Source organism: Trabulsiella odontotermitis, from assembly GCF_001297775.1.
Classification (GTDB): Bacteria; Pseudomonadota; Gammaproteobacteria; order Enterobacterales; family Enterobacteriaceae; genus Trabulsiella; species Trabulsiella odontotermitis.
In genome coordinates, this window is record NZ_LIFX01000006.1 from 139,903 (window position 1) to 160,629 (window position 20,727).

At 55.9% G+C, this 20,727-nt stretch carries 17 protein-coding genes and 1 pseudogene; 6 read left to right on the plus strand and 12 right to left on the minus strand.

All coding sequences use genetic code 11. From position 1 onward, the window contains the following. Positions 1-40: 40 nt before the first annotated feature. The 3 genes from cdd (at position 41) to AOY23_RS09630 (ending at position 2,690) form a co-directional block, all read left to right on the plus strand. The gene (gene cdd, locus AOY23_RS09620) at positions 41-925 is read left to right on the plus strand and encodes a cytidine deaminase (RefSeq protein WP_054179196.1); all 885 of its coding nucleotides are present in this window, start codon (positions 41-43) and stop codon (positions 923-925) included. Between the two features lie 125 nt (positions 926-1,050). Continuing rightward, positions 1,051-1,773: an outer membrane permeability protein SanA gene (gene sanA / locus AOY23_RS09625; RefSeq protein ID WP_054179197.1), complete on the plus strand. Its 723-nt coding sequence runs from the start codon at positions 1,051-1,053 to the stop codon at positions 1,771-1,773. Further along, complete coding sequence (locus AOY23_RS09630; RefSeq protein ID WP_054179198.1) at positions 1,773-2,690, plus strand: SIR2 family protein; 918 nt, start codon at positions 1,773-1,775, stop codon at positions 2,688-2,690. Before sanA ends, AOY23_RS09630 begins: the two co-directional genes overlap by 1 nt. Before the next feature lie 46 nt (positions 2,691-2,736). Here AOY23_RS09630 and mglC read toward each other — a convergent pair whose 3' ends face one another. From mglC to AOY23_RS09665, 7 genes and pseudogenes are all read right to left on the minus strand, one after another. Beyond that, positions 2,737-3,747 carry a galactose/methyl galactoside ABC transporter permease MglC gene (mglC, locus tag AOY23_RS09635; protein WP_054179199.1) on the minus strand — a complete coding sequence of 337 codons (1,011 nt, stop codon included), beginning with the start codon at positions 3,745-3,747 and terminating at the stop codon, positions 2,737-2,739. Positions 3,748-3,762: 15 nt separating this feature from the next. Continuing rightward, positions 3,763-5,283: a galactose/methyl galactoside ABC transporter ATP-binding protein MglA gene (mglA, locus tag AOY23_RS09640; protein WP_054179200.1), complete on the minus strand. Its 1,521-nt coding sequence runs from the start codon at positions 5,281-5,283 to the stop codon at positions 3,763-3,765. Positions 5,284-5,382: 99 nt separating this feature from the next. After that, the gene (gene mglB, locus AOY23_RS09645; RefSeq protein ID WP_054179201.1) at positions 5,383-6,378 is read right to left on the minus strand and encodes a galactose/glucose ABC transporter substrate-binding protein MglB; all 996 of its coding nucleotides are present in this window, start codon (positions 6,376-6,378) and stop codon (positions 5,383-5,385) included. 285 nt (positions 6,379-6,663) lie between these two features. Continuing rightward, entirely contained in the window at positions 6,664-7,689 is a 1,026-nt protein-coding gene (gene galS / locus AOY23_RS09650; RefSeq protein WP_054179202.1) for an HTH-type transcriptional regulator GalS, read from the minus strand. Positions 7,690-7,842: 153 nt separating this feature from the next. Next, entirely contained in the window at positions 7,843-9,000 is a 1,158-nt protein-coding gene (gene yeiB, locus AOY23_RS09655; protein ID WP_054179203.1) for a DUF418 domain-containing protein YeiB, read from the minus strand. 15 nt (positions 9,001-9,015) lie between these two features. Further along, the gene (gene folE / locus AOY23_RS09660) at positions 9,016-9,684 is read right to left on the minus strand and encodes a GTP cyclohydrolase I FolE (protein ID WP_038154795.1); all 669 of its coding nucleotides are present in this window, start codon (positions 9,682-9,684) and stop codon (positions 9,016-9,018) included. Positions 9,685-9,787: 103 nt separating this feature from the next. Beyond that, positions 9,788-10,934 (minus strand): annotated as a pseudogene (locus AOY23_RS09665) (YbfB/YjiJ family MFS transporter); the annotation flags it as partial. A 139-nt stretch (positions 10,935-11,073) separates the two neighbouring features. On the opposite strand from AOY23_RS09665, the gene fghA reads away from it, so the two are divergent. Then, positions 11,074-11,910 carry an S-formylglutathione hydrolase gene (gene fghA, locus AOY23_RS09670; RefSeq protein WP_054179205.1) on the plus strand — a complete coding sequence of 279 codons (837 nt, stop codon included), beginning with the start codon at positions 11,074-11,076 and terminating at the stop codon, positions 11,908-11,910. A 96-nt stretch (positions 11,911-12,006) separates the two neighbouring features. On the opposite strand, the gene AOY23_RS09675 is transcribed toward fghA, so the two are convergent. Next, positions 12,007-13,476, minus strand: a complete 1,470-nt coding sequence (locus tag AOY23_RS09675) for an amino acid permease (RefSeq protein ID WP_054179352.1) — start codon at positions 13,474-13,476, stop codon at positions 12,007-12,009. Between the two features lie 147 nt (positions 13,477-13,623). After that, complete coding sequence (yieE, locus tag AOY23_RS09680; RefSeq protein ID WP_054179206.1) at positions 13,624-14,490, minus strand: DNA-binding transcriptional regulator YeiE; 867 nt, start codon at positions 14,488-14,490, stop codon at positions 13,624-13,626. A 102-nt stretch (positions 14,491-14,592) separates the two neighbouring features. Here yieE and AOY23_RS09685 point away from each other — a divergent pair, with 102 nt between their 5' ends. Further along, the gene (locus tag AOY23_RS09685; RefSeq protein WP_054179207.1) at positions 14,593-15,642 is read left to right on the plus strand and encodes a YeiH family protein; all 1,050 of its coding nucleotides are present in this window, start codon (positions 14,593-14,595) and stop codon (positions 15,640-15,642) included. Between the two features lie 72 nt (positions 15,643-15,714). After that, positions 15,715-16,572 (plus strand): deoxyribonuclease IV, encoded by an 858-nt coding sequence (gene nfo, locus AOY23_RS09690; protein WP_054179208.1) that lies wholly within the window; start codon positions 15,715-15,717, stop codon positions 16,570-16,572. Between the two features lie 67 nt (positions 16,573-16,639). Here the strand turns inward: nfo and fruA are convergent, their stop codons facing one another. Genes fruA through fruB form a run of 3 tightly spaced genes read right to left on the minus strand, consistent with a single transcriptional unit; the run spans position 16,640 to position 20,407 of the window. Next, a complete protein-coding gene (gene fruA / locus AOY23_RS09695) occupies positions 16,640-18,322 on the minus strand; it encodes a PTS fructose transporter subunit IIBC (protein ID WP_054179209.1) in 1,683 nt (560 codons plus the stop codon). Between the two features lie 16 nt (positions 18,323-18,338). Then, positions 18,339-19,277: a 1-phosphofructokinase gene (gene fruK, locus AOY23_RS09700; RefSeq protein ID WP_054179210.1), complete on the minus strand. Its 939-nt coding sequence runs from the start codon at positions 19,275-19,277 to the stop codon at positions 18,339-18,341. Further along, complete coding sequence (gene fruB, locus AOY23_RS09705) at positions 19,277-20,407, minus strand: fused PTS fructose transporter subunit IIA/HPr protein (RefSeq protein ID WP_054179211.1); 1,131 nt, start codon at positions 20,405-20,407, stop codon at positions 19,277-19,279. The genes fruK and fruB overlap by 1 nt, the downstream gene beginning before the upstream one ends. Positions 20,408-20,727: the final 320 nt, after the last annotated feature.

A 20,727-nucleotide genomic window follows, 5' to 3' on the forward strand; every position in this document is an offset into this window, starting at 1 on the left:
CGTAAACTACGCTCCCATTACATTGTTGAGAGGCAACGCCATGCATTCACGTTTTCATTCTGCTTTTGCACAGCTTGCAGATAATTTGCGGTCAGCTCTGGCCCCGATTCTGGCGGATGAGCATTTTCCCGCACTGCTGACGGCGGAACAGGTCGCGGCGTTACAAAAGGCCACCGGACTGGACGAAGACGCGCTGGCTTTCGCCCTCCTGCCACTGGCGGCGGCCTGTGCCCGCGCTGATCTCTCCCATTTTAACGTCGGGGCCATCGCCCGCGGCGTCAGCGGTACCTGGTATTTCGGCGGCAATATGGAGTTCATCGGCGCGACCATGCAACAGACGGTACACGCCGAGCAGAGCGCCATCAGCCACGCCTGGCTGCGCGGGGAAAAATCGCTGCAGGCCATCACCGTGAACTACACGCCGTGCGGTCACTGTCGTCAGTTTATGAACGAACTGAACAGTGGCCTGGCGCTGCGCATCAACCTGCCGGGCCGTGCGCCGCATACGCTGAAAGATTACCTGCCGGATGCCTTTGGGCCGAAGGATCTGGAGATCAAAACCCTGCTGATGGATGACCAGGATCACGGCTACACACTGGAAGGCGATGCGCTGGCGCAGGCGGCCATTACCGCTGCGAACAAGAGCCATATGCCCTACAGCAACTCGCCGTCCGGGGTGGCGCTGGAGTGCCGCGATGGCACGGTTTTCAGCGGCAGCTATGCGGAAAACGCGGCATTCAACCCGACGCTTCCGCCATTGCAGGGCGCGCTTAATCTCCTGAGCCTCAACGGTTACGACTACCCGGACATTCAGCGCGCCATTCTTGCCGAACGCGCCGATGCGCCGCTGATCCAGTGGGATGCGACCGCCGCAACGCTTCGGGCGCTCGGCTGCCAGAGTCTCGATCGCGTTCTGCTTTCCTGATCCCTCACTGCGCGGGCCCCGCGCCCGCGCTGATGAAAATCCCCCCAATTAACCTACTGTTTCTTGCGCTTACCGGGCGGGTAAAGTAGCCTGAGTGAAATAAAATCCGCCATCGAGTCAAGTTCATGTTAAAGCGTGTGTTATACAGCCTGTTAGTCCTTATCGGCCTGCTGCTGTTGACCGTGCTGGGTCTTGACCGCTGGATGAGCTGGAAAACCGCACCCTACATTTATGACGAGTTACAGGATCTGCCCTATCGTCAGGTCGGCGTGGTGTTAGGCACCGCCAAATATTACCGCACCGGCGTCATCAATCAGTATTACCGTTACCGGATTCAGGGTGCGCTCAACGCCTATAACAGCGGCAAAGTGAATTACCTGCTGCTGAGCGGCGACAACGCCCTGCAAAGCTATAATGAACCGATGACGATGCGTAAAGATCTTATCGCCGCTGGCGTCGACCCGACCGACATCGTGCTGGACTACGCCGGTTTCCGTACGCTGGATTCCATCGTCCGCACCCGCCGGGTATTCGATACCAACGATTTCATCATCATTACTCAACGCTTTCATTGCGAGCGCGCGCTGTTTATTGCCCTGCACATGGGCATTCAGGCGCAGTGCTACGCTGTGCCGTCGCCCAAGGATATGCTCAGCGTGCGGTTGCGTGAATTTGGCGCGCGCTTCGGTGCGCTGGCGGATCTCTATCTTTTCAAGCGCGAGCCGCGCTTCCTGGGGCCGCTGGTGCCTATCCCGTCGCAGCATGAAGTCCCGGAAGATGCGCAGGGTTATCCGTCAGTCACGCCTGAACAGTTGCTGGAGTTACAGGACAAACAAAGGAAAGAGTAATGGGCGACTATGCGCTGCTGGTGGGGAACGGGATCAATAATCTGGCCGACGGCAATTCCTGGTTTGATGTTCTGCAAAGCCTGGGGCTGAAATATCACATAACCATCGATACCAATAACAAACCCTTTCCCCTCGCCTACGAAGAAATCTACTTCACTATTTTAAAAGCGCAGCAAAGCAAGAACACGGAACGCAAGATCAAAGGCTTTATTGCCGATAAAATTCAAACCATTACCAGCAATGATATTCACCAGCACATCATGGCGCTCGACTGCCCGAATATCATGACCACCAATTACGATCTGGCGCTGGAAACCTGTCTGGTGAATGCCTCTGCGCTTAAAAACGACGGCATTATCAAGGAACAAAAATACAGCGTTTTTCGCCATCATCAGATCAACGACAAACGCCTCTGGCATATCCACGGTGATATCACCGTCGCCAACTCAATTACGCTGGGTTACGAACATTACAGCGGCTATTTGCAGGCGATGCGCAACTACACCGCCACTGGCAGCAGCTATGCAAAAGAAGAATTTAACACGCTCAAACCGTTGATCCGCCGCTTAGCGACGCCGGGCAAAGAATACAGTTGGATCGATAATTTTTTCCGCCGCAATGTGTATATTTTCGGCCTGACGCTGGACTTTGTTGAAATCGATCTGTGGTGGTTATTAACCTATCGCGAACGTTGCCGGTTGCTGAAAAACAGTGACAAGGAAATCACTAACCGGGTTGTCTATTACATTCCCGCCTGCTTCGCCGAAGATGAAAAATCCACCGCTAAAATCGCCCTGCTGGACAGCGTGGGCGTCACCGTGAATAAGCAGTTTGGTCAGTATTTCAAACGCAGCAAAGACGACGAAAAAGCGTATTACGTCGCCGTGATTGCGGATATTCAGAAGGCTGAAAAATAGCCCGGCACGGGAATATCCGTGCCGGGCCTGAGGAACGAGAACAAACTTATTTTTTGCGCGCGTACTTGAGGGAGTCAAGCGCAACAGCAAAGATAATGATCGCCCCTTTAATGATATACTGCCAGTACGGGTTCACGCCGATATACGTCAGGCCGTAGTTGATGACGGTGAAGATAATCACACCGGTCACCACCCCCAGCACGCTACCAACGCCACCGCTGAAGGAAACCCCGCCCACCACGCAGGCGGCGATGGCGTCCAGTTCGTACATAAAGCCGAGGTTGTTTGTCGCGGAGCCGATACGACCGGCTTCCAGCATCCCGCCGAACGCGTAGAACACGCCGGACAGCGCATAGATCATCAGCAGGTTGAGACCGACGTTAACACCGGAAACTTTCGCTGCTTCCGGGTTACCGCCGATGGCAAAAATGTTTTTGCCGAAGCGGGTTTTATTCCACAGGATCCAGACGAAAATAATGGCGATTAACGCATAGAACGTAATATACGAAAGCCTGAAACTGCCCAACGCCACAAACCCCTGGGCAAAGGTCGAGAAGTGCGAATCAAACCCGGAAATCGGTGATGCGCCGACGAAATCGTAATAAAGGGAGTTAATCCCGTAAACAATAATCATCGTACCCAGCGTGGTAATAAATGGCGTGACGTTCAGGTAAGCAATGATAATACCGTTCACCAGGCCGATGACCGCGCCAATTGCGCAGACGATCAGGATCACCAGCGGAATCGGCATGGTTGCCATATCCGGGAACACTTTGTTCGCATTATCAATCGACTGGAGGAGCGTTGCGGCGATAACCGCTGCCAGCCCGACCTGGCGACCCGCGGAAAGGTCGGTCCCCTGGGTGACAATCAGGCCTGCCACGCCCAGCGCGATGATAATACGTACCGAAGACTGCGTCAGGATGTTACTTAAGTTCAGCAGACTTAAGAATGTGGGGTCCTGGAAAATAATAATCGCCAGTAAGACTAAAAGAACGACGTAAATACCGCCATCTTTCAGATAGGTAAGAAAACTTTTTTTATTCAATGCACTCATGAGTGGCCCCTGATCTTAAAGGTGCAAAGACGCAAGACGCAGAATTTCGTTTTGCGTTGTCGTTTTGGTATCAACAATACCGGCGACGAGTCCATTGCTCATCACCAGAATACGGTCGGTAATTCCCAGCAGTTCTGGCATTTCAGAAGAGATGATGATGATCCCTTTATTCTTTTTCGCCAGTTCAGCAATCAGCTGATAAATTTCGAATTTCGCCCCAACGTCAATACCGCGCGTCGGTTCATCAAGCATCAATATTTCCGGCTGGGTTAATAACCAACGACCGATAACTACTTTTTGCTGATTCCCACCTGACAGCGAGCCGATTTGAGTACGGTGACCTGGCGTTTTTACCCGCATGGAATCGATCACCCATTGGGTGTCGCTTTTCATGCGCGTGTTATCCAGTAATCCCACCTTGTTTTTATAATTACGAATATTGGAGATAAGCGAGTTAAACCCAATATCCAGGTAAGCGTAAATCCCGGTCGAGCGGCGCTCTTCCGTCACCAGTGCAAAGCCGTTATTAATGGCTTCGTTGGCGCTGTGGTTATTGATTTTCTTACCGTGCAGGGTGATGGTACCGGACGATTTTTCGCGAATGCCAAATAACGTTTCCACGATATCAGTACGTTTCGCGCCGACCAGCCCGGCGATGCCGAGAATTTCACCTTTGTGCAGATCAAACGAAATATCGCGAATGGACGGCTGGCGCAGCGACGTGAGGTTGCGCACCTCAAGGATCACTTCACCCGGGGTATTTTGCTTATCCGGGAAACGCTGGTTAAGCGAACGTCCGACCATCATGGCGATGATCTTGTCCATATCCAGCCCTTCCAGCGGCTGGGTGGCAATCCACTGACCGTCGCGCAGTACCGTGACTTCATCGCACAACTGGAAAATTTCTTCCATTTTATGCGAGATATACACGATGCCGCAGCCACGCGCTTTCAGCTTGCGAATGATGGTAAAGAGATGGTTTACCTCTTTTTCCGTCAATGACGAGGTGGGTTCATCCATAATGACGATTTTCGCGTCATAGGAGAACGCCTTCGCAATTTCAATCATCTGCATTTGCGAAACGGATAACGTCCCCACGCGGGCGCGCGGATCAATATCGATATCCAGTTCATCAAAGATGGCTTTCGTGTCGCGATACATTTTGTCCTGATCGACAAACATGCCTTTGATGGGGTAACGCCCCAGCCACATGTTGTCCATCACGGAACGTTGTAATACCAGGTTGAGCTCCTGGTGTACCATCGAAATCCCGTTTTCCAGCGCTTCTTTCGCGGAATGGAAATCGATCTCTTTCCCTTGAAAAATAATGCTGCCGGCATCTTTTTGATAGATGCCAAAAAGACATTTCAATAATGTTGACTTACCAGCGCCATTCTCGCCCATCAGGGCGTGGATAGAATGAGGACGCACCTTTAAGTTCACATCATCGAGCGCCTTTACGCCGGGAAAGGACTTGTCGATGTGATTCATTTCCAACAAGAATTCGCCTGACGACGCTGTATTATTGCTGACCATAGTTATACCTGGCTGCGCGTGTGTGTGCCCGTGCTGATTGCTCAGCACGGGGAGTATCAGTACTGCTTGTTAACGGGCGTCAAATTGCGACCCGAATTATTATTTTACGAACTGTGAAAGATTGTCTTTGTCTACGCCAACGTACGGAACGCGAACGATTTTATTCTCGATTTTCCAGCTGGTGCCCGCGGCAGGTTCTTTGCCGTCAGCCAGATTTTTTGCCAGATCAAACGTGGCTTTCGCCTGGTTGTTGGCATCGTTCAGCACAGTACCGGCCATCGCACCGGATTTCACCAGCGCCAGCGCTTCTGGCAGGGCGTCAACACCAAATACCGGAATGCTGGATTTGTTGTGCGCTTTCAGGGCTTCTACTGCACCCATTGCCATGGCGTCGTTGTTAGCGATAACCACTTCGATTTTGTTAGCGTTCGGGCCAGAGAGCCAGGCGTCCATTTTGTCTTTCGCCTGAGCGGTATCCCACATTGCGGTATCCAGCGCCAGTTGCTGCGTTTTGATGCCTTTGGTGTTCAGCTCTTTCACCACGTACGTGGTACGCGCTTCAGCATCCGGGTGGCCCGGCTCGCCTTTCAGCAGCACGAACTGAATCTGACCATCTTTGTTCAGATCCCAGCCCTGGTTAGCCTGCCAGTGTTTCGCAATCAGGTCGCCCTGGATAATGCCAGACTCTTTAGAGTCAGTACCGACATAGAACGCTTTGTCATAGCTATCCAGCGCTTTGCGGGAAGGTTCTTTGTTGAAGAAAACCACCGGCACATTCTGCCCACGCGCTTTCTCAATCACCGTGCCTGCCGCCGCCGGGTCAACAAGGTTGATCGCCAGGGCTTTCACGCCTTTCGCCAGCAGAACGTCAATCTGGTCGTTCTGTTTGGACTGGTCGTTCTGCGAGTCATTCATCAGCAACTGAACGTCCGGCGCCGATTTGCCGTCGTTCTCAATCGCTTTACGGACGACGGACATGAAGTTGTCGTCGTATTTATAAATAGTCACACCGATACGGGTATCAGCAGCGTGCGCAGCGGCACCGAACAACATGCTTGCCATAACAGCAGACAGGGTTAACACCTTCTTATTCATGGTATCTCCGGTTTTTATTATGCAGGGTAGTAATCTCGGCGGGCGCAACGTTAATGAAGTGTTACTGACCGCCGAAGTTAACTTATCAAATAAATGACTATCTTCCGTGTTCGGTAACGCTCCAGTGTGCGTTTAATTGAATGTTTACGGCTTTGAGCTATACAAAAAGTGATTAATCACCGTGACATAGCGGTAGAGCTTTACAAACGCTGTCATCATAGACCAGCGCAATGTTAAGTTACTGTGAATTTACTCACAGATTGGAAGCGGTTACATGGCCGCAAATCACAAGTTAGTGATCGCCCCCACAGATTGCCGTTGCATCACAGAATGGCGGCGAACCAGCGTCGGCATAAAACAGTGCGTCGCCGCGGCATCCAGCTTGCCAGTGGCCCCCAGCAGCGCCAGCTCGGTCGCCAGTTTGGCCATTGAAACGATGGGGTAACGCACGGTAGTCAGTTGCGGATCGGTGTAACGGGCAATCGGAATATCATCGAAGCCGATCAGCGAAAGATGCTGTGGCACCGCAACGCCATTGTCTTTTAATGCGGTGAGCGCACCAGCCGCCATGTTATCGTTGTAAGCAAAGACCGCCGTCAGCCCGAGATTGCGCCCGAGCAACTCGACCATCGCCGCCTCCCCGCCCTGCATGTCCGGCGTGCCGGTGCCAATCCAGCTTTCCGGCGCCGCGATACCCTGCTCTTCCAGCGCACGTTTCCAGCCTTCACGCCGCAGCGCATCATCTTCTATGCCGTGGCTGGAGGCCAGATAACCAATGCGCTGATGGCCATGGTTGAGCAGCATCCGCGTCGCCATCATCGCACCGCTGATGTTGTCGAGCCCGACGCAGCGATGCGCATAACCCGGCACGATACGGTTGATCACCACCATGCCAGGAATGTGCGCCATGAACGCCCCAAGTTCCTCGTCGCTCAGTGCTTTTGAGTGCACAATCAACGCGTTACAGCGCTGGCGAATCAGCACTTCGATGGCATTGCGTTCTTTTTCGGCCTCATGATAGCTGTTACCGATCAGCACATATTTTTGATGCTGCTGCGCCACGGTATCGACGGCTTTTACCAGCGCACCGAAAAACGAATCCGAGACATCCATCACCACCACGCCAATCGTTTCGCTGCTCTGCGTAGCCAGCGCCTGGGCATTGGCATTCGGGCGATAACCCAGCAGAGTCACCGCCTTCATCACCATTTCCCGCGTGTCAGGACTCACCAGCGGGCTGTTGTTCAGCACCCTGGAAACCGTGGCGACGGAAACGCCCGCCTGACGGGCCACATCACGAATAGTGATCATTCTTTCCGCCCTGTTGTAATATGCAGCACCCCACCGTCCCCCCTGTTTCAGCAAGTAAGACATTGTGTCAGTGCGAAGGCGTGGACTACGTGAGAAATGTCACAAGGATGGAAGCGGTTACATTCATTTTGTTAATGATTGTGATCCAGATCGTTATCTGGATGTATGGCGCGATGAAACACCTGACGCGCGTGCGGTCAATTGTCGCCACAGCCATTCCACCGGCCCCTGGCGGAACCGACGAAGCCAGAGTACAGAGAACGCGAGATTGATGATCCAGACAGGAAGGATGAAACCTAACAACTGCAGTCGATTAAATTTCATAAACAGATCAAGGTGATAAAACAACGTCGTGCAGATAAGCGTTTGCAGCAGATAGTTGGAAAGCGCCATGCGCCCCACACAGACGATGGCCGCCACCAGCCGCGAATGGCAGATTTGCGGCCAGAAGCCATACACCAGCGCGGCATAGCCAATGGTTTGCAGCGGCGCGCCGAGTTCACGCGGCGCCTGCAACAGAAACGCGCTCCAGCGATAATCCCAGTTCAGCCACCACTGCGCGACGACCGCAGGCAGGTTGATCAGCAGACCGACGGTAACCAACAACGCGCCGACGCGGCGATAATGGCGCAGACTGAATTGCCCTTTCAGCCAGCCGCTGCGCATCAGCGCCCCGCCCATCAGCATCATGCCCGCCAGTTGCCAGCCGTACTGCGCACCTAACGCCAGCAGACTGTCTGCCAGCATGCTGGCGCGGTTGCTGACCGCTTCAGCGCCGCCTTTTAATTTCCAGAACTGTTCATATTGCAGGTTGGCGGCGTCAGGCACCCAGGAGCGGTTAACCGAATCGCCGGTGATAATGCCGAGCAGGACCAGCACGCCGACGCCAGTGATGTAGAGCATCACACCGGTGTTGAACAGCGATTTGACGTTCTGCGCGTCGCGGATCATCCGCCAGCACACCAGCCCGACCAGCGCATACGCCAGCAGAATGTCACCGTCCCAGAAAAAGAGGCCGTGAATAAACCCGAGCAGCGCTAACAGCGTCAGCCGAGACTGGATCCAGATTTTCCCGCGCGGCAGCAACAGGTGGAGCCCGGCACCGAACAGCAGCGCAAACAGGGTGAGGAATTTTACCTGCGCCAGCAGGTCGAGGATCGCCCACGTCCAGGCGTCGCTGCGGGTGACATCGCCGTACCAGGCCGGGTTGAGATAAGCCGCCTTTGGCAGACCAAAGGCGCTGATGTTAAGCAGCAGAATACCGAGAATGGCGGCGCCACGAAGAAAATCGAGCGTGACGTTCCTTTCCATGTCCCGGCTCCGCCGTTAGCTGAGGTGGCGCACGGCGCGCAGGAATTCCTGGCGGGTGTTCTGGCTGGACTTGAACAGGCCACCGAGCGAGGTGGTCGTCGTGGCGCTGGTCGCGTCGCGCACGCCGCGGGCTTTCACGCAGTAGTGCACCGCATCAATCGACACCGCCACGTTGTTGGTGCCGAGCAGCGTTTGCAGCGCGGTCAGAATTTGCTGTGTCAGTCGCTCCTGCACCTGCGGACGCTGGGCAAAGAACTGCACGATACGGTTAATTTTCGACAGGCCAATCACCGTATCTTTCGGGATATACGCCACTGTCGCTTTACCATCAATGGTCACGAAATGGTGTTCGCAGGTGCTGGTCAGGGTGATGTCGCGCACGGTCACCATCTCATCAACTTTCATTTTGTTTTCGATGACGGTGATTTTCGGGAAGTTGGCGTAATCCAGCCCCGAGAAAATTTCATCGACATACATTTTGGCGATGCGGTGCGGCGTTTCCATCAGGCTGTCGTCACTCAGATCAAGATTCAGCAACTCCATAATCTCGGTCATATGTCCGGCAATCAGACGCTTGCGGGTTTCGTTGTCCATATCGTGCACCGGCGGGCGCAGTGGCGTTTCCAGCCCACGAGCGACCAGCGCTTCATGAACAAGTGCAGCTTCTTTACTCAGTGATGACATCTTTTTTCTCCTGCGGGTATGGCGACCTTCGCCCTTGAGGGTCAAAGGGTCCCTCATTTTGCGTGAGGTGGCGCACATAATCCAGTGGTCGTAACGATAATTGTTGTAATTGCCGTCGCCTTTTATTTCTGCGGGCGCCACACCAGCGCGCCACCAATCAGCAGCGCCACCGCCGCAATGCCCAGTGCAGGCTCCAGCTGTTGCGTGAGCCATGTCGACAGCGCCGAGGTCACCGGCCCTACCAGCTGGCCAATGGCATATCCGGTGGTCAGCAGCCCTGCCATATAGCGCGTGTGCTCCGGCGCCAGCTCACGCCCGTAGAGCAACGACAGTTGAACGGCACACAGGAAGCCGCCGCCCACCAGCAACGCGCCTACCGCCAGCCCCCAGATGCCCGGCAGCAGCCAGGCCGCCAGCACGCCCGCGCCCTGCAACCACAGCACGATCGCCAGCCGCTGATAGCTATGGCCGACATTGCGGGTCGCGATGCTGAGCGCAATGCCCACCACCGAGGCGGCGCCAAAAATCGGCCAGACAAACTGGGCAAACACGCTGTCGGGAAAACGGTGCGCCGCCATCTGCGATAAAAACGTCGCAGGCAGAATGTAACCGTAGCCCGCCAGGCTGTAGCTCCACACCAGCCGTTTCAGGTTGGGCGTCAGTTGCAGTGGTTCTGTTTTTACGCCGCTGCGGTGCAGTTCGCCGGGTTTTGGCAACCAGCGGGCGATAAACGCCACCAGCACCATCGCCAGCAGGCCGTACATCACCCAGCCGTCGGTAGCGCTCAGCGCTCTGGCATGGATCCAGACTGCCAGCAGACCACTCAGGGCGATACCCGCGCCTGGCCCGGCAAACACGGCGGCGCTGAGCCCCGGCTTCCCGGCGTGGGCCAGCCGTTCGTTGGTCCATGCCGCCGTCAGCACCAGCGCCCAGCCACTCATGCAGCCGATCACCAGACGCAGCGCGCCGTGCAGCCAGGCGTTATCAATAAATGCAGAGAGTAATGTCAGCGCGACCGCACCGTAAATGCCGGCATACAGGCGTCCTTCCACGCCGCGATGAGCGCGCATCGCATCCCAGGCACCAATCAGATAGCCAAGATAGTTCATCGCCGCCACCAGGCCCGCACCGGTCAGTGTCATCTGACCATCGGCGATCATCAGCGGAACCTGTGGCGTGAAGGCAAATCGCCCGATCCCCATCGCCACCACCAGCACAATAAAACCACTCAGGGCGATTCGCAGCGCCATGCACACTCCGATTGTTAATGTAAAGTTATGTTTATGATGCAACATATGAAGTTAATGCGGAAGTGAAAGTTACTCACCGCCTGTGAATTATCTGTATGATGGATATGTTCATTTTCCCGATCCCCGAAAGGAGCCTCGCATGGAAATGCTGGAAGAGCACCGCTGTTTCGACGGCTGGCAACAACGCTGGCGACACGACTCCACCACCCTGAATTGTCCCATGACGTTCAGCATTTTTTTACCACCTGCACGAGAAAGCACCCCACCGCCGGTGCTTTACTGGCTGTCGGGGCTGACCTGCAATGATGAAAACTTCACCACCAAAGCGGGCGCGCAGCGTGTGGCGGCTGAGCTTGGCATTGTGCTGGTGATGGCCGACACCAGCCCGCGCGGCGATGCGGTGGCTGATGACGAGGGTTATGATCTGGGCAAAGGCGCCGGTTTCTATCTCAACGCCCGTCAGGCGCCGTGGGCCAGTCATTACCGGATGTACGACTATATTCGCGACGAACTGCCAGCGCTGATTCAGGCTCAGTTTAAGGTCAGCGATCGCTGCGCCATCAGCGGCCATTCGATGGGTGGTCACGGGGCGCTTATCATGGCGCTGAAAAATCCGGGCAAATACACCAGCGTGTCGGCGTTTTCGCCAATTGTGAACCCCTGCCGCGTGCCGTGGGGGAAGAAAGCCTTCACCGCCTATCTCGGTGAAGACGAACAGCACTGGCAGGAATGGGACAGTTGCCAGCTGATGCTGAACAGCGACGTCAACGATGCGATCCCGACGCTTATCGATCAGGGCGATAACGATCAGTTCCTGGCCGACCAACTGCAGCCTGCTGTGCTGGCAGAAGCCGCACGCCAGAAGGCCTGGCCGCTGACCCTGCGCATTCAGCCGGGCTATGATCACAGCTACTACTTTATTGCGTCCTTTATTGAGGATCATCTCCGCTTCCATGCGGAGCATTTGCTGAAATAAAGGCTTCTGCTGAATCAGGAGAGTTTGTGATACGCGGTAATGCATTGACGGGCATAAAAAAACCCTCCGCGAAGGAGGGTTTTGCAAAAGCAGGTTTTACTTTTTGAATCGTTCCGGGAAGCGCATTTCGTTGTATTGCACGAAATGGGTCCCTTTCACCAGCTTGTAGCCGAACCAGATCACCAGGAACAGCGGGATACCGATATAGGTCGCCGCAACACCGCCCCAGTCAATGGTGTCTTTCAGGAACGCTTCGTAGTTCTGACCCAGCGTGATGAGCAGGCACAGTACAAACGCAAAGATCGGCCCCAGCGGGAAGAATCCGGAACGGTACGGCAGATCATTCAAATCGCGCCCCTGCAGCACATAGCCACGGCGGAAGCGATAATGACTCACCGCAATCCCCAGCCAGGCAATGAAACCGGTCATCCCGGAGGTGTTCAGCAGCCACAGGTACACGGTCTGATTCCCAAACATCGAGGTCAGGAAGCACAGCGCCGCGATGACGGTGGTGGCATACAGCGCATTGCGCGGCACACCGCCTTTGGAAAGTTTCGCGAAAATACGCGGCGCTTTGCCATCACAGGCCAGGGTGTAGAGCATACGGGTTGAGGCGTACATGCCGGAGTTACCCGCCGACAGCACTGCCGTCAGAATTACCGCGTTCATCACCGCCGCCGCTGAGAGCAGACCGGCATGCTGGAAGACCAGGGTGAACGGGCTGACGCTGATGTCTTTGACATCATTACGCAGCAGGCTCGGATCGGTATACGGGATGATCAGGCTGATAATCAGGATAGCGAACACATAGAACAGCAGGATACGCCAGAACACCTGACGCACTGCACGCGGAATATTCTTTTCCGGATCTTCAGATTCGCCCGCCGCGATGCCAATCAGCTCCGTTCCCTGGAAGGAGAAGCCGACGATCATCGCCACGCCTATCATCGCCGCAAAGCCACCGGCGAACGGCGCATCCCCCATCGTCCAGTTGCTCCAGCCGACCGGCTGAGCACCTTTGAAAATGCCGAGGATCATCGCCAGACCAACGATGATAAAGATAATGACGGTGGCGACTTTAATCAGCGAGAACCAGTATTCCGATTCGCCGAAACCGCGCACGGAAATGTAGTTCATCAGGAAGATCAGGCCGAGGAACAGCGCACTCCAGATCCAGCCGGGCGCGTCCGGGAACCACCAGCTCATGACCAGTTGCGCGGCGACCAGATCGACGGCGATCGTCACTGCCCAGTTGTACCAGTAGTTCCAGCCCAGCGCGAAGCCGAAACCTTCTTCCACATAGTTCTGACCGTAGGTGGCAAACGAACCGGAAACCGGCATAAAGGCCGCCAGTTCACCGAGGCTGGTCATCAGGAAATAGACCATCAGACCGATCACAATGTAAGAGAACAGCGCGCCGCCCGGGCCCGCCTGCGAAATCGTTGCCCCTGAAGCAACAAACAACCCTGTACCGATAGAACCACCAATGGCGATCATGGTCAGGTGACGCGCCTTCAGTTCGCGGCGTAGCGCGGGCGCTTCTGTATTTTTAGTTTCGGAAACCATGTGAAAAAACTGTCCATCCAAAAAATGAGGCGCGATTGTAGCAGAGGAAATCCGATCCTTCCGGTTCAAATGCGCGGTTATAAGAGACCTTCATGATGGGTCGGGGATTATTAGTAAAGTCCGTATCGACCAGTCCGTCCACCCCGATTACTGATCACAGTAACGCAAAAAGCGATTCAACGCATTTGAGATATGTTTCTGGCGGTGATGAATTCGCCATAATGTGCGCGTAAGCCGGGGTAACGGGACGGAAAGTTCTTTCAGTGTCCCGTTTTCCAGTTGCTCCGCAATGACCCGCCGTGACAGGCAACTGATGCCAAGCCCATGGCGCACCGCGTGTTTGATGGCCTCTGAGTTGCCAAGCTCCATCCCAAGATGAAACTCCGGCAGGTGCGACAGCAGCAGGTAATCGACCAGTTCGCGGGTGCCGGACCCTTTTTCACGCAGGATCCACGGCGCCGATGCCAGCCGCGCCAGCGTCACTTTCCCTTCCAGCAGCGGCGAATCCGGGGCGGCAAAGACCACCAGTTCATCTTCAAGCCAGGGTTCCGCCACAATTTCCGCCGCATGGCATGGCCCTTCAATCAGACCGATATCCACGCGGAAATCAGCCACCGCGTTAATAACGTCCTGGCTGTTGCCGACGATCAGTTCAAGCGGCAGATCGGGGAAATCACGGCGATAGCGGGCGATCACTTCCGGCAAAATATAGTTGCCAATCGTACTGCTGGCCGCCACGCGAATGTCGCCATTACCTTCGCGGAAGAGCTGTTCAATTTCGGTCGCCTGTTCGAGCAACGCCAGCGCGCGCGGATACAGCAACCGACCATGCTCATTCACCACCAGCCGCTTCCCGACGCGATCGAACAACTGCACGCCGAGCTGCCCTTCCAGATCAGTCAGCGCCGCGCTCACCGCCGATTGCGACAGCGCCAGCATTTGCGATGCCTGAGTAGTGGAGCCGCTTTTCAACACCTCGGCGAAGACGTCAAGCTGGCGTAGCGTGATGTGCATAGGATCCTCGTTACCTGTTATTCAGATAGGTTATAAATATATAATCAATTTTATTTTTAAGCCAGTGGTGAGTAACCTTTTAGCCAGAGAAAGGAGAAGAATATGGCAGAACTCACCATCCATGCACATCGTCATACGTTATGGCATTTCATTCCCGGACTGGCGCTGAGCGCCCTTATTACCGGCGCCGCACTGTGGGGCGGGAGTATTCCGGCGGTGGCGGGCGCGGGTTTCAGCGCGCTGACGCTGGCTATCCTGCTTGGCATGGTGCTCGGCAACACCGTGTACCCGAAAATCTGGCAACGCTGCGATGGCGGCGTGCTGTTTGCCAAACAACACCTGTTACGCCTCGGCATTATCCTTTATGGCTTTCGGCTGACGTTTTCGCAAATTGCTGACGTGGGCGTCAGCGGAATTGCTATCGACGTGCTGACACTTGCCAGCACCTTCCTGCTGGCCTGTTTTCTCGGGCAGAAAGTGTTTGGCCTGGATAAACACACCAGTTGGCTGATTGGCGCGGGCAGCAGTATCTGCGGCGCAGCGGCGGTACTGGCGACCGAACCGGTGGTGAAAGCGGAATCCAGCAAAGTTACCGTAGCGGTCGCGACAGTGGTGATTTTCGGGACTATCGCCATTTTCCTTTACCCGGCGATGTATCCGCTGGTGGCTCACTGGTTCAGCCCGGAAACCTACGGCATTTATATCGGTTCAACGATGCACGAAGTGGCGCAGGTGGTGGCGGCAGGTCATGCCATCAGCCCGGACGCGGAGAACGCGGCGGTGATCGCCAAAATGCTGCGCGTCATGATGCTGGCACCGTTCCTGCTGTTACTGGCCGCACGCGTTAAACAACTGGCGCCTGCGGGCAAAGGCCAGAACAGTAAAATCACTATTCCGTGGTTTGCCATTCTGTTCATCGTGGTGGCGATTTTTAACTCTTTCCATCTGCTGCCGAAAGCAGTGGTGAATATGCTGGTGACGCTGGATACCGTGCTGCTGGCGATGGCAATGGCGGCGCTCGGGTTAACCACCCACGTCAGCGCGCTGAAAAAAGCCGGTGCGAAACCGCTCCTGATGGCGCTGCTGCTGTTCGTCTGGCTGATTGTCGGCGGTGCCATGATCAACCTGCTGGTGCACGGCCTGATGGCATAAACCACTATATTGTGTTCCTGTTAACCCGCTATACTTGCCGTTTTCCCGTGGCGGGCTTAACAGGAGTCTTTTATGAAATACATTGGAGCGCACGTCAGCGCTGCTGGCGGTCTGGCAAACGCGGCAATCCGCGCTGCTGAAATTGACGCGACCGCCTTCGCCCTGTTCACCAAAAACCAGCGCCAGTGGCGCGCCGCCCCGCTTACCGACGACATCATCAGCGAATTCAAAGCCGCCTGTGAAAAATACCACTACGGGCCGGGTCAAATCCTGCCGCACGACAGCTACCTGATTAACCTCGGTCACCCGGTTGCTGAAGCGCTGGAGAAATCCCGCGACGCGTTTATTGATGAAATGTCCCGCTGCCAGCAACTGGGGTTATCGTTGCTGAATTTCCACCCTGGCAGCCATCTGGTGCAGATTTCCGAAGAGGAATGCCTGGCGCGCATCGCCGAATCGATCAACATCGCGCTGGCAAAGACTGAAGGCGTCACCGCGGTGATTGAAAATACCGCCGGTCAGGGCAGCAATCTGGGGTTCAGATTCGAACACCTGGCGGCTATTATCGACGGCGTGGAAGATAAATCCCGTGTCGGCGTGTGCATTGATACCTGTCACGCGTTCGCTGCCGGGTATGACCTGCGTACCGCCGCGGCCTGCGAAGCAACGTTCGCCGATTTTGAGCGCATTGTCGGGTTTCAGTATCTGCGCGGTATGCATCTGAACGATGCGAAAAGCGAGTTTGGCAGCCGCGTTGACCGTCACCACAGCCTCGGCGAGGGCAACATCGGGCACGACGCGTTCCGCTGGATCATGCAGGACGCGCGCTTTGATGGGATCCCGCTGATTCTGGAAACCATTAACCCGGATATCTGGGCCGAAGAAATTACCTGGCTGAAAGCGCAACAAAAAGCTGAAGCCGCGGCATAAAAAAAGCCGGGAGTGATCCCGGCCTGTAATGTGATTTCTGGCCCGACACATCCTGCCGGGCTTTTTATTACGCCGCTTTCGCGACAGCGTCCACTTCCGGGCGTTTCAGCACCGCGTAAGACAGGCCTGCCACCAGCGTACCGGCGATAATCGCCAGCAGGTAACCCACCACCGGGGTGATTGCTCCCGGAATGAGCAGCACGAACAGCCCGCCGTGTGGCGCCATTAGTTTCGCGCCAATCGCCATTGAGATGGCCCCGGTCACCGTGCCGCCCACGATACAGCAGGGCAGAACGCGCATCGGGTCACGGGCAGCGAACGGGATAGCCCCTTCGGTGATGAAGCACAGCCCCAGCACCAGCGCCGCTTTACCGCCTTCCTGCTGCGCTTTGTCGAATTTACGCCGCGCGACAATGGTCGCCAGACCTAATGCCAGCGGCGGTACCATCCCGGCAGCCATGATCGCGGCCATCGGCGCGTAGGTCTGGGTACTCAGAAGCCCCACCCCGAACGCGTACGCCGCTTTGTTCACCGGGCCGCCCATGTCGGTACACATCATGCCACCGAGGATCGCCCCCAGCAGAACCGCATTCGCCGTGCCCATGGTCTGCAGCCAGTGCGTCAGGCCCGCCAGGATACCGGCAACCGGTTTACCGATCAGGTAGATCATCGCCAGACCGACAATCAGGCTGGAAAACAACGGAATGATCAGAATCGGTTTCAGTGCCTCCATGCTTGGCGGCAGTTTCACTTTAGTGCTGATCAGTTTCGCCACGTAGCCTGCCAGGAAACCGGCGATAATCCCGCCGATAAAGCCAGAGCCGGTGCTCACGGCGAGCATACCGCCGATCAGACCCGGCGTCAGGCCAGGACGGTCAGCAATGGAAAACGCGATGTAACCGGCCAGCACCGGCACCATCAGCGCAAAGGCCGAGCCGCCACCGATTTGCATCAGCGCCGCCGCCAGTGTTCCCTCTTCTTTAAACGCGGTGATCCCAAAGGCAAAAGAGAGTGCGATACACAGACCGCCCGCCACTACCATCGGCAGCATGTAAGACACCCCGGTCAGCAGGTGACGATAGGCGCCGCCACCCTCTTTTTTGGCCTCTTTCGCGGTCGTTTGCGCAGGCTGGAACGGTTTCGCTTCAACCACGGCTTTATCAAATTCCTGCGCGGTTTTCTTCAGCGCCAGTCCGGTCGAGGTGCGGTACATCGGCTTACCGGCAAACTTCGCCAGATCCACTTCGATGTCTGCCGCCACCAGCACCAGATCGGCCTGCTCCACTTCTTCCGGCGTAATGGCATTACCGGCGCCCACGGAGCCGCGGGTTTCTACTTTCACCCACCAGCCACGCTTTTTGGCTTCGGTTTCAATCGCTTCTGCCGCCATGAAGGTATGCGCCACGCCAGTCGGGCAGGCGGTGACCGCCACAATACGTTTCATGCCGGTTGATGCGGCCGCCGTCGGTGCAACGGCTGGCGCGCTGTAGGTTTTAGCGTGCGCTTTCGCTTCGCTGAGGAACAGTTCAGGGTGGCCTACTGCGCGATTGATATCGCCCAGCCAGACCAGTTTTCCATCGAGCGCGCTGTCCTGCGGCAGCGTGCTTCCCAGGACGATCGCCAGTTCAGCGTCGTTGGGGTTGTCCGTTATTTCGAGGTGTGCTTTTTGCGCCGCCGCACTCAACAGGGTCTTCGCCATGTAAGCGCGAGCCTGTCCAAGTCCGGCATCAATAATCAGCAGCGTTTTCATTATGCCTCTCCTGCTGTTAATTAAAGGGTTGTAAGTCAACTCGCGCCATCATCGCGGCTAACTGGGTACGATCGGTAATGCCAACATTGCTCTGACTGACCGCCAGTGCTGCGACGGCGGTAGCCAGACGCAGGGTATGTTCGCTGGATTCACGCATCAGCAGTCCATAAATCAGACCGCCGACCATGGAATCCCCGGCACCAACGGTACTCACCACCTCAACAGACGGCGGTTTCGCGATCCATTCGCCAGAGGCGTTTACCCACAACGCCCCTTCTGCGCCCAATGAAATCACCACGTGAGCGATACCCTGCTCGCGCAGCGCATGGGCCGCCTCGATAACATCTTTCATTTCCGGCAGCTTACGACCCGCCCAGATTTCCAGCTCGCGACGGTTCGGTTTGACCAGCCATGGCGCGGCTTTCAGACCAGCGACCAGCGCTTCACGGCTGCTGTCGAAGATAATGCACGGACACTGGCTGCGCAGACGCGTCATCCAGTCGGTGAACGCTTCCGGGCTGACGCCAGTTGGCAGACTGCCGCTGACGCACACCATGTCGAACTGACCCAGCCAGCTCAGGGAATCATTAACAAAACGTTCCCAGTCCGCCGGGGTGACGTCGAAGCCTGAGAAATTGAAGTCGGTGACTTCACCGTCTTTTTCCGTCAGCTTGACGTTGATACGCGTACGGCCCTGCACCACCTGAAAACGGTTGGCGATGCCCAGCTCGCTGAACAGTTGCTGAAACCCGTCCTGGTTGTCTTTGCCGAGGAAACCGCCGACCGTCACGTCGATGCCGAGATCTTTCAGCACTTTCGCGACGTTAATACCTTTTCCTGCGGCATGCAGGCCAGTGGTCCGCACCAGGTTCACTTCACCGCGTTCAATTTCCGGGGTAAAACCCACCAGGTCATAGGCCGGGTTGAGGGTAATGGTAGCAACACGTCTGCTCATTACGCGCCCTCCCCAAGACCGGACGCGATGGCGTTACCAATCGCTTCCAGCGCCTGTTTCGCATCTTCACCCTGGGCGGTGAAACGCAGGCGATGGCCTTTTTTCACGCCAAGGGCGACCACTTTCATCAGACTACGGCCATTGGCCGGTGTGCCACTGCCATCCAGGTTGGCGACAGTTATGTCGCTGTTAAATTGTTTTATGGTATTCACCAGCATCGTCCCTGGGCGCGCATGCAAACCATGTTCATTGCGCACCACAAATTCCGCACTCAGTACATCGTCAGCGACCGCATCGTCGCTGGTCAGCAGCGCCAGCAAGGTGGCGGCGTCCGCGTTCAGCAGGCGTTCAGCCTTGTTATCCATCAGCAGATTGCTCAGGCGGTTCAGCACTGCGACCGGCTGTTCATCGGCCATCGCCACCGTCACCAGCAGCGCCGCCGGTTGCCCTTCCACACTGAATTCACTTGCCGCGCGGCTTACCGCCACCGCACTTTTCAGGTTGCCTTCAGCACTGTCGTTCAGCCAGATCCCCTGCCCCAGGTTAAGCGGGCGATCACTCACCACACGGGAGACAAACGCGGTGTCCACTGCACCGGCTTCTTTCAGCCGACCGGCGTTCAGCGCCTGTAGCGTCACCAGATCACTGGCGACTACGTCCAGCGTCAGGGTATCGTTATCGAGCTTCAGTCCGTCGCCCTGTTTTTCCCCCATCAGCAGCGCACGCAGTTCTTCGGCGGTGGTGGCGGTTTTCAGCTGTTCAGCCACGCTGTCGTCGCTAAGAACATGTGTCAGCTGACGCAACAGGCCAAGATGCTCGTCGGAACTGGCGGCGATGCCGATGGCAACGTATGCCACCTGATCGTCACCCCAGGTCACGCCCTGCGGAAACTGGTAAACCTGCACGCCGGTTTTCAGTACCTGGTCGCGCGTATCGGTGGTGCCGTGCGGGATTGCAATCCCGTTGCCGAGAAACGTGGAGGTCTGCTGTTCGCGCGCCAGCATGCCGTCGACATAGCCGCCCGCGACGTTGCCCGCCGCAACCAGCGCGGATGCAATCTGGCGAATGGCCTCTTCTTTACTTCCCGCCTGCTTGCCGGGATGAATATCCTGAACAGATAACTGGAACATGGTTCTCCTCTCCTGCTGATAGTGAATCGTTTCAGCTTGCATGAGAAAAAAGCGTCATCTGTGCTTGCAGACATCCGTCAGATGACGCTGAAACGTTTCAAGGAGTGTGTGCCTTTCTGCAGGCAGCTGCAAGAAAAGCTGAAAAATTGATCGCAGAAGTTAGATGTACTGCACATTTTATTAGCATCCCCGCCACATCTGCTGAAGCTGAACGGGTCGTTTTACCGGCATTTCAGCAGCGTTCAGCTTTATCGCAAATCAGAAGTGAAATGGTTTTTTGATTTTTTCGTGCGGAAATTGATGTAAGCAACTGTTCATTT

Bases quoted from the DNA above. Each gene is read 5' to 3' on its own strand.
- cdd (WP_054179196.1), top strand. From the start codon at position 41: ATGCATTCACGTTTTCATTCTGCTTTTGCACAGCTTGCAGATAATTTG.
- sanA (WP_054179197.1), top strand. From the start codon at position 1,051: ATGTTAAAGCGTGTGTTATACAGCCTGTTAGTCCTTATCGGCCTGCTG.
- AOY23_RS09630 (WP_054179198.1), top strand. From the start codon at position 1,773: ATGGGCGACTATGCGCTGCTGGTGGGGAACGGGATCAATAATCTGGCC.
- mglC (WP_054179199.1), bottom strand. From the start codon at position 3,747: ATGAGTGCATTGAATAAAAAAAGTTTTCTTACCTATCTGAAAGATGGC.
- mglA (WP_054179200.1), bottom strand. From the start codon at position 5,283: ATGGTCAGCAATAATACAGCGTCGTCAGGCGAATTCTTGTTGGAAATG.
- mglB (WP_054179201.1), bottom strand. From the start codon at position 6,378: ATGAATAAGAAGGTGTTAACCCTGTCTGCTGTTATGGCAAGCATGTTG.
- galS (WP_054179202.1), bottom strand. From the start codon at position 7,689: ATGATCACTATTCGTGATGTGGCCCGTCAGGCGGGCGTTTCCGTCGCC.
- yeiB (WP_054179203.1), bottom strand. From the start codon at position 9,000: ATGGAAAGGAACGTCACGCTCGATTTTCTTCGTGGCGCCGCCATTCTC.
- folE (WP_038154795.1), bottom strand. From the start codon at position 9,684: ATGTCATCACTGAGTAAAGAAGCTGCACTTGTTCATGAAGCGCTGGTC.
- fghA (WP_054179205.1), top strand. From the start codon at position 11,074: ATGGAAATGCTGGAAGAGCACCGCTGTTTCGACGGCTGGCAACAACGC.
- AOY23_RS09675 (WP_054179352.1), bottom strand. From the start codon at position 13,476: ATGGTTTCCGAAACTAAAAATACAGAAGCGCCCGCGCTACGCCGCGAA.
- yieE (WP_054179206.1), bottom strand. From the start codon at position 14,490: ATGCACATCACGCTACGCCAGCTTGACGTCTTCGCCGAGGTGTTGAAA.
- AOY23_RS09685 (WP_054179207.1), top strand. From the start codon at position 14,593: ATGGCAGAACTCACCATCCATGCACATCGTCATACGTTATGGCATTTC.
- nfo (WP_054179208.1), top strand. From the start codon at position 15,715: ATGAAATACATTGGAGCGCACGTCAGCGCTGCTGGCGGTCTGGCAAAC.
- fruA (WP_054179209.1), bottom strand. From the start codon at position 18,322: ATGAAAACGCTGCTGATTATTGATGCCGGACTTGGACAGGCTCGCGCT.
- fruK (WP_054179210.1), bottom strand. From the start codon at position 19,277: ATGAGCAGACGTGTTGCTACCATTACCCTCAACCCGGCCTATGACCTG.
- fruB (WP_054179211.1), bottom strand. From the start codon at position 20,407: ATGTTCCAGTTATCTGTTCAGGATATTCATCCCGGCAAGCAGGCGGGA.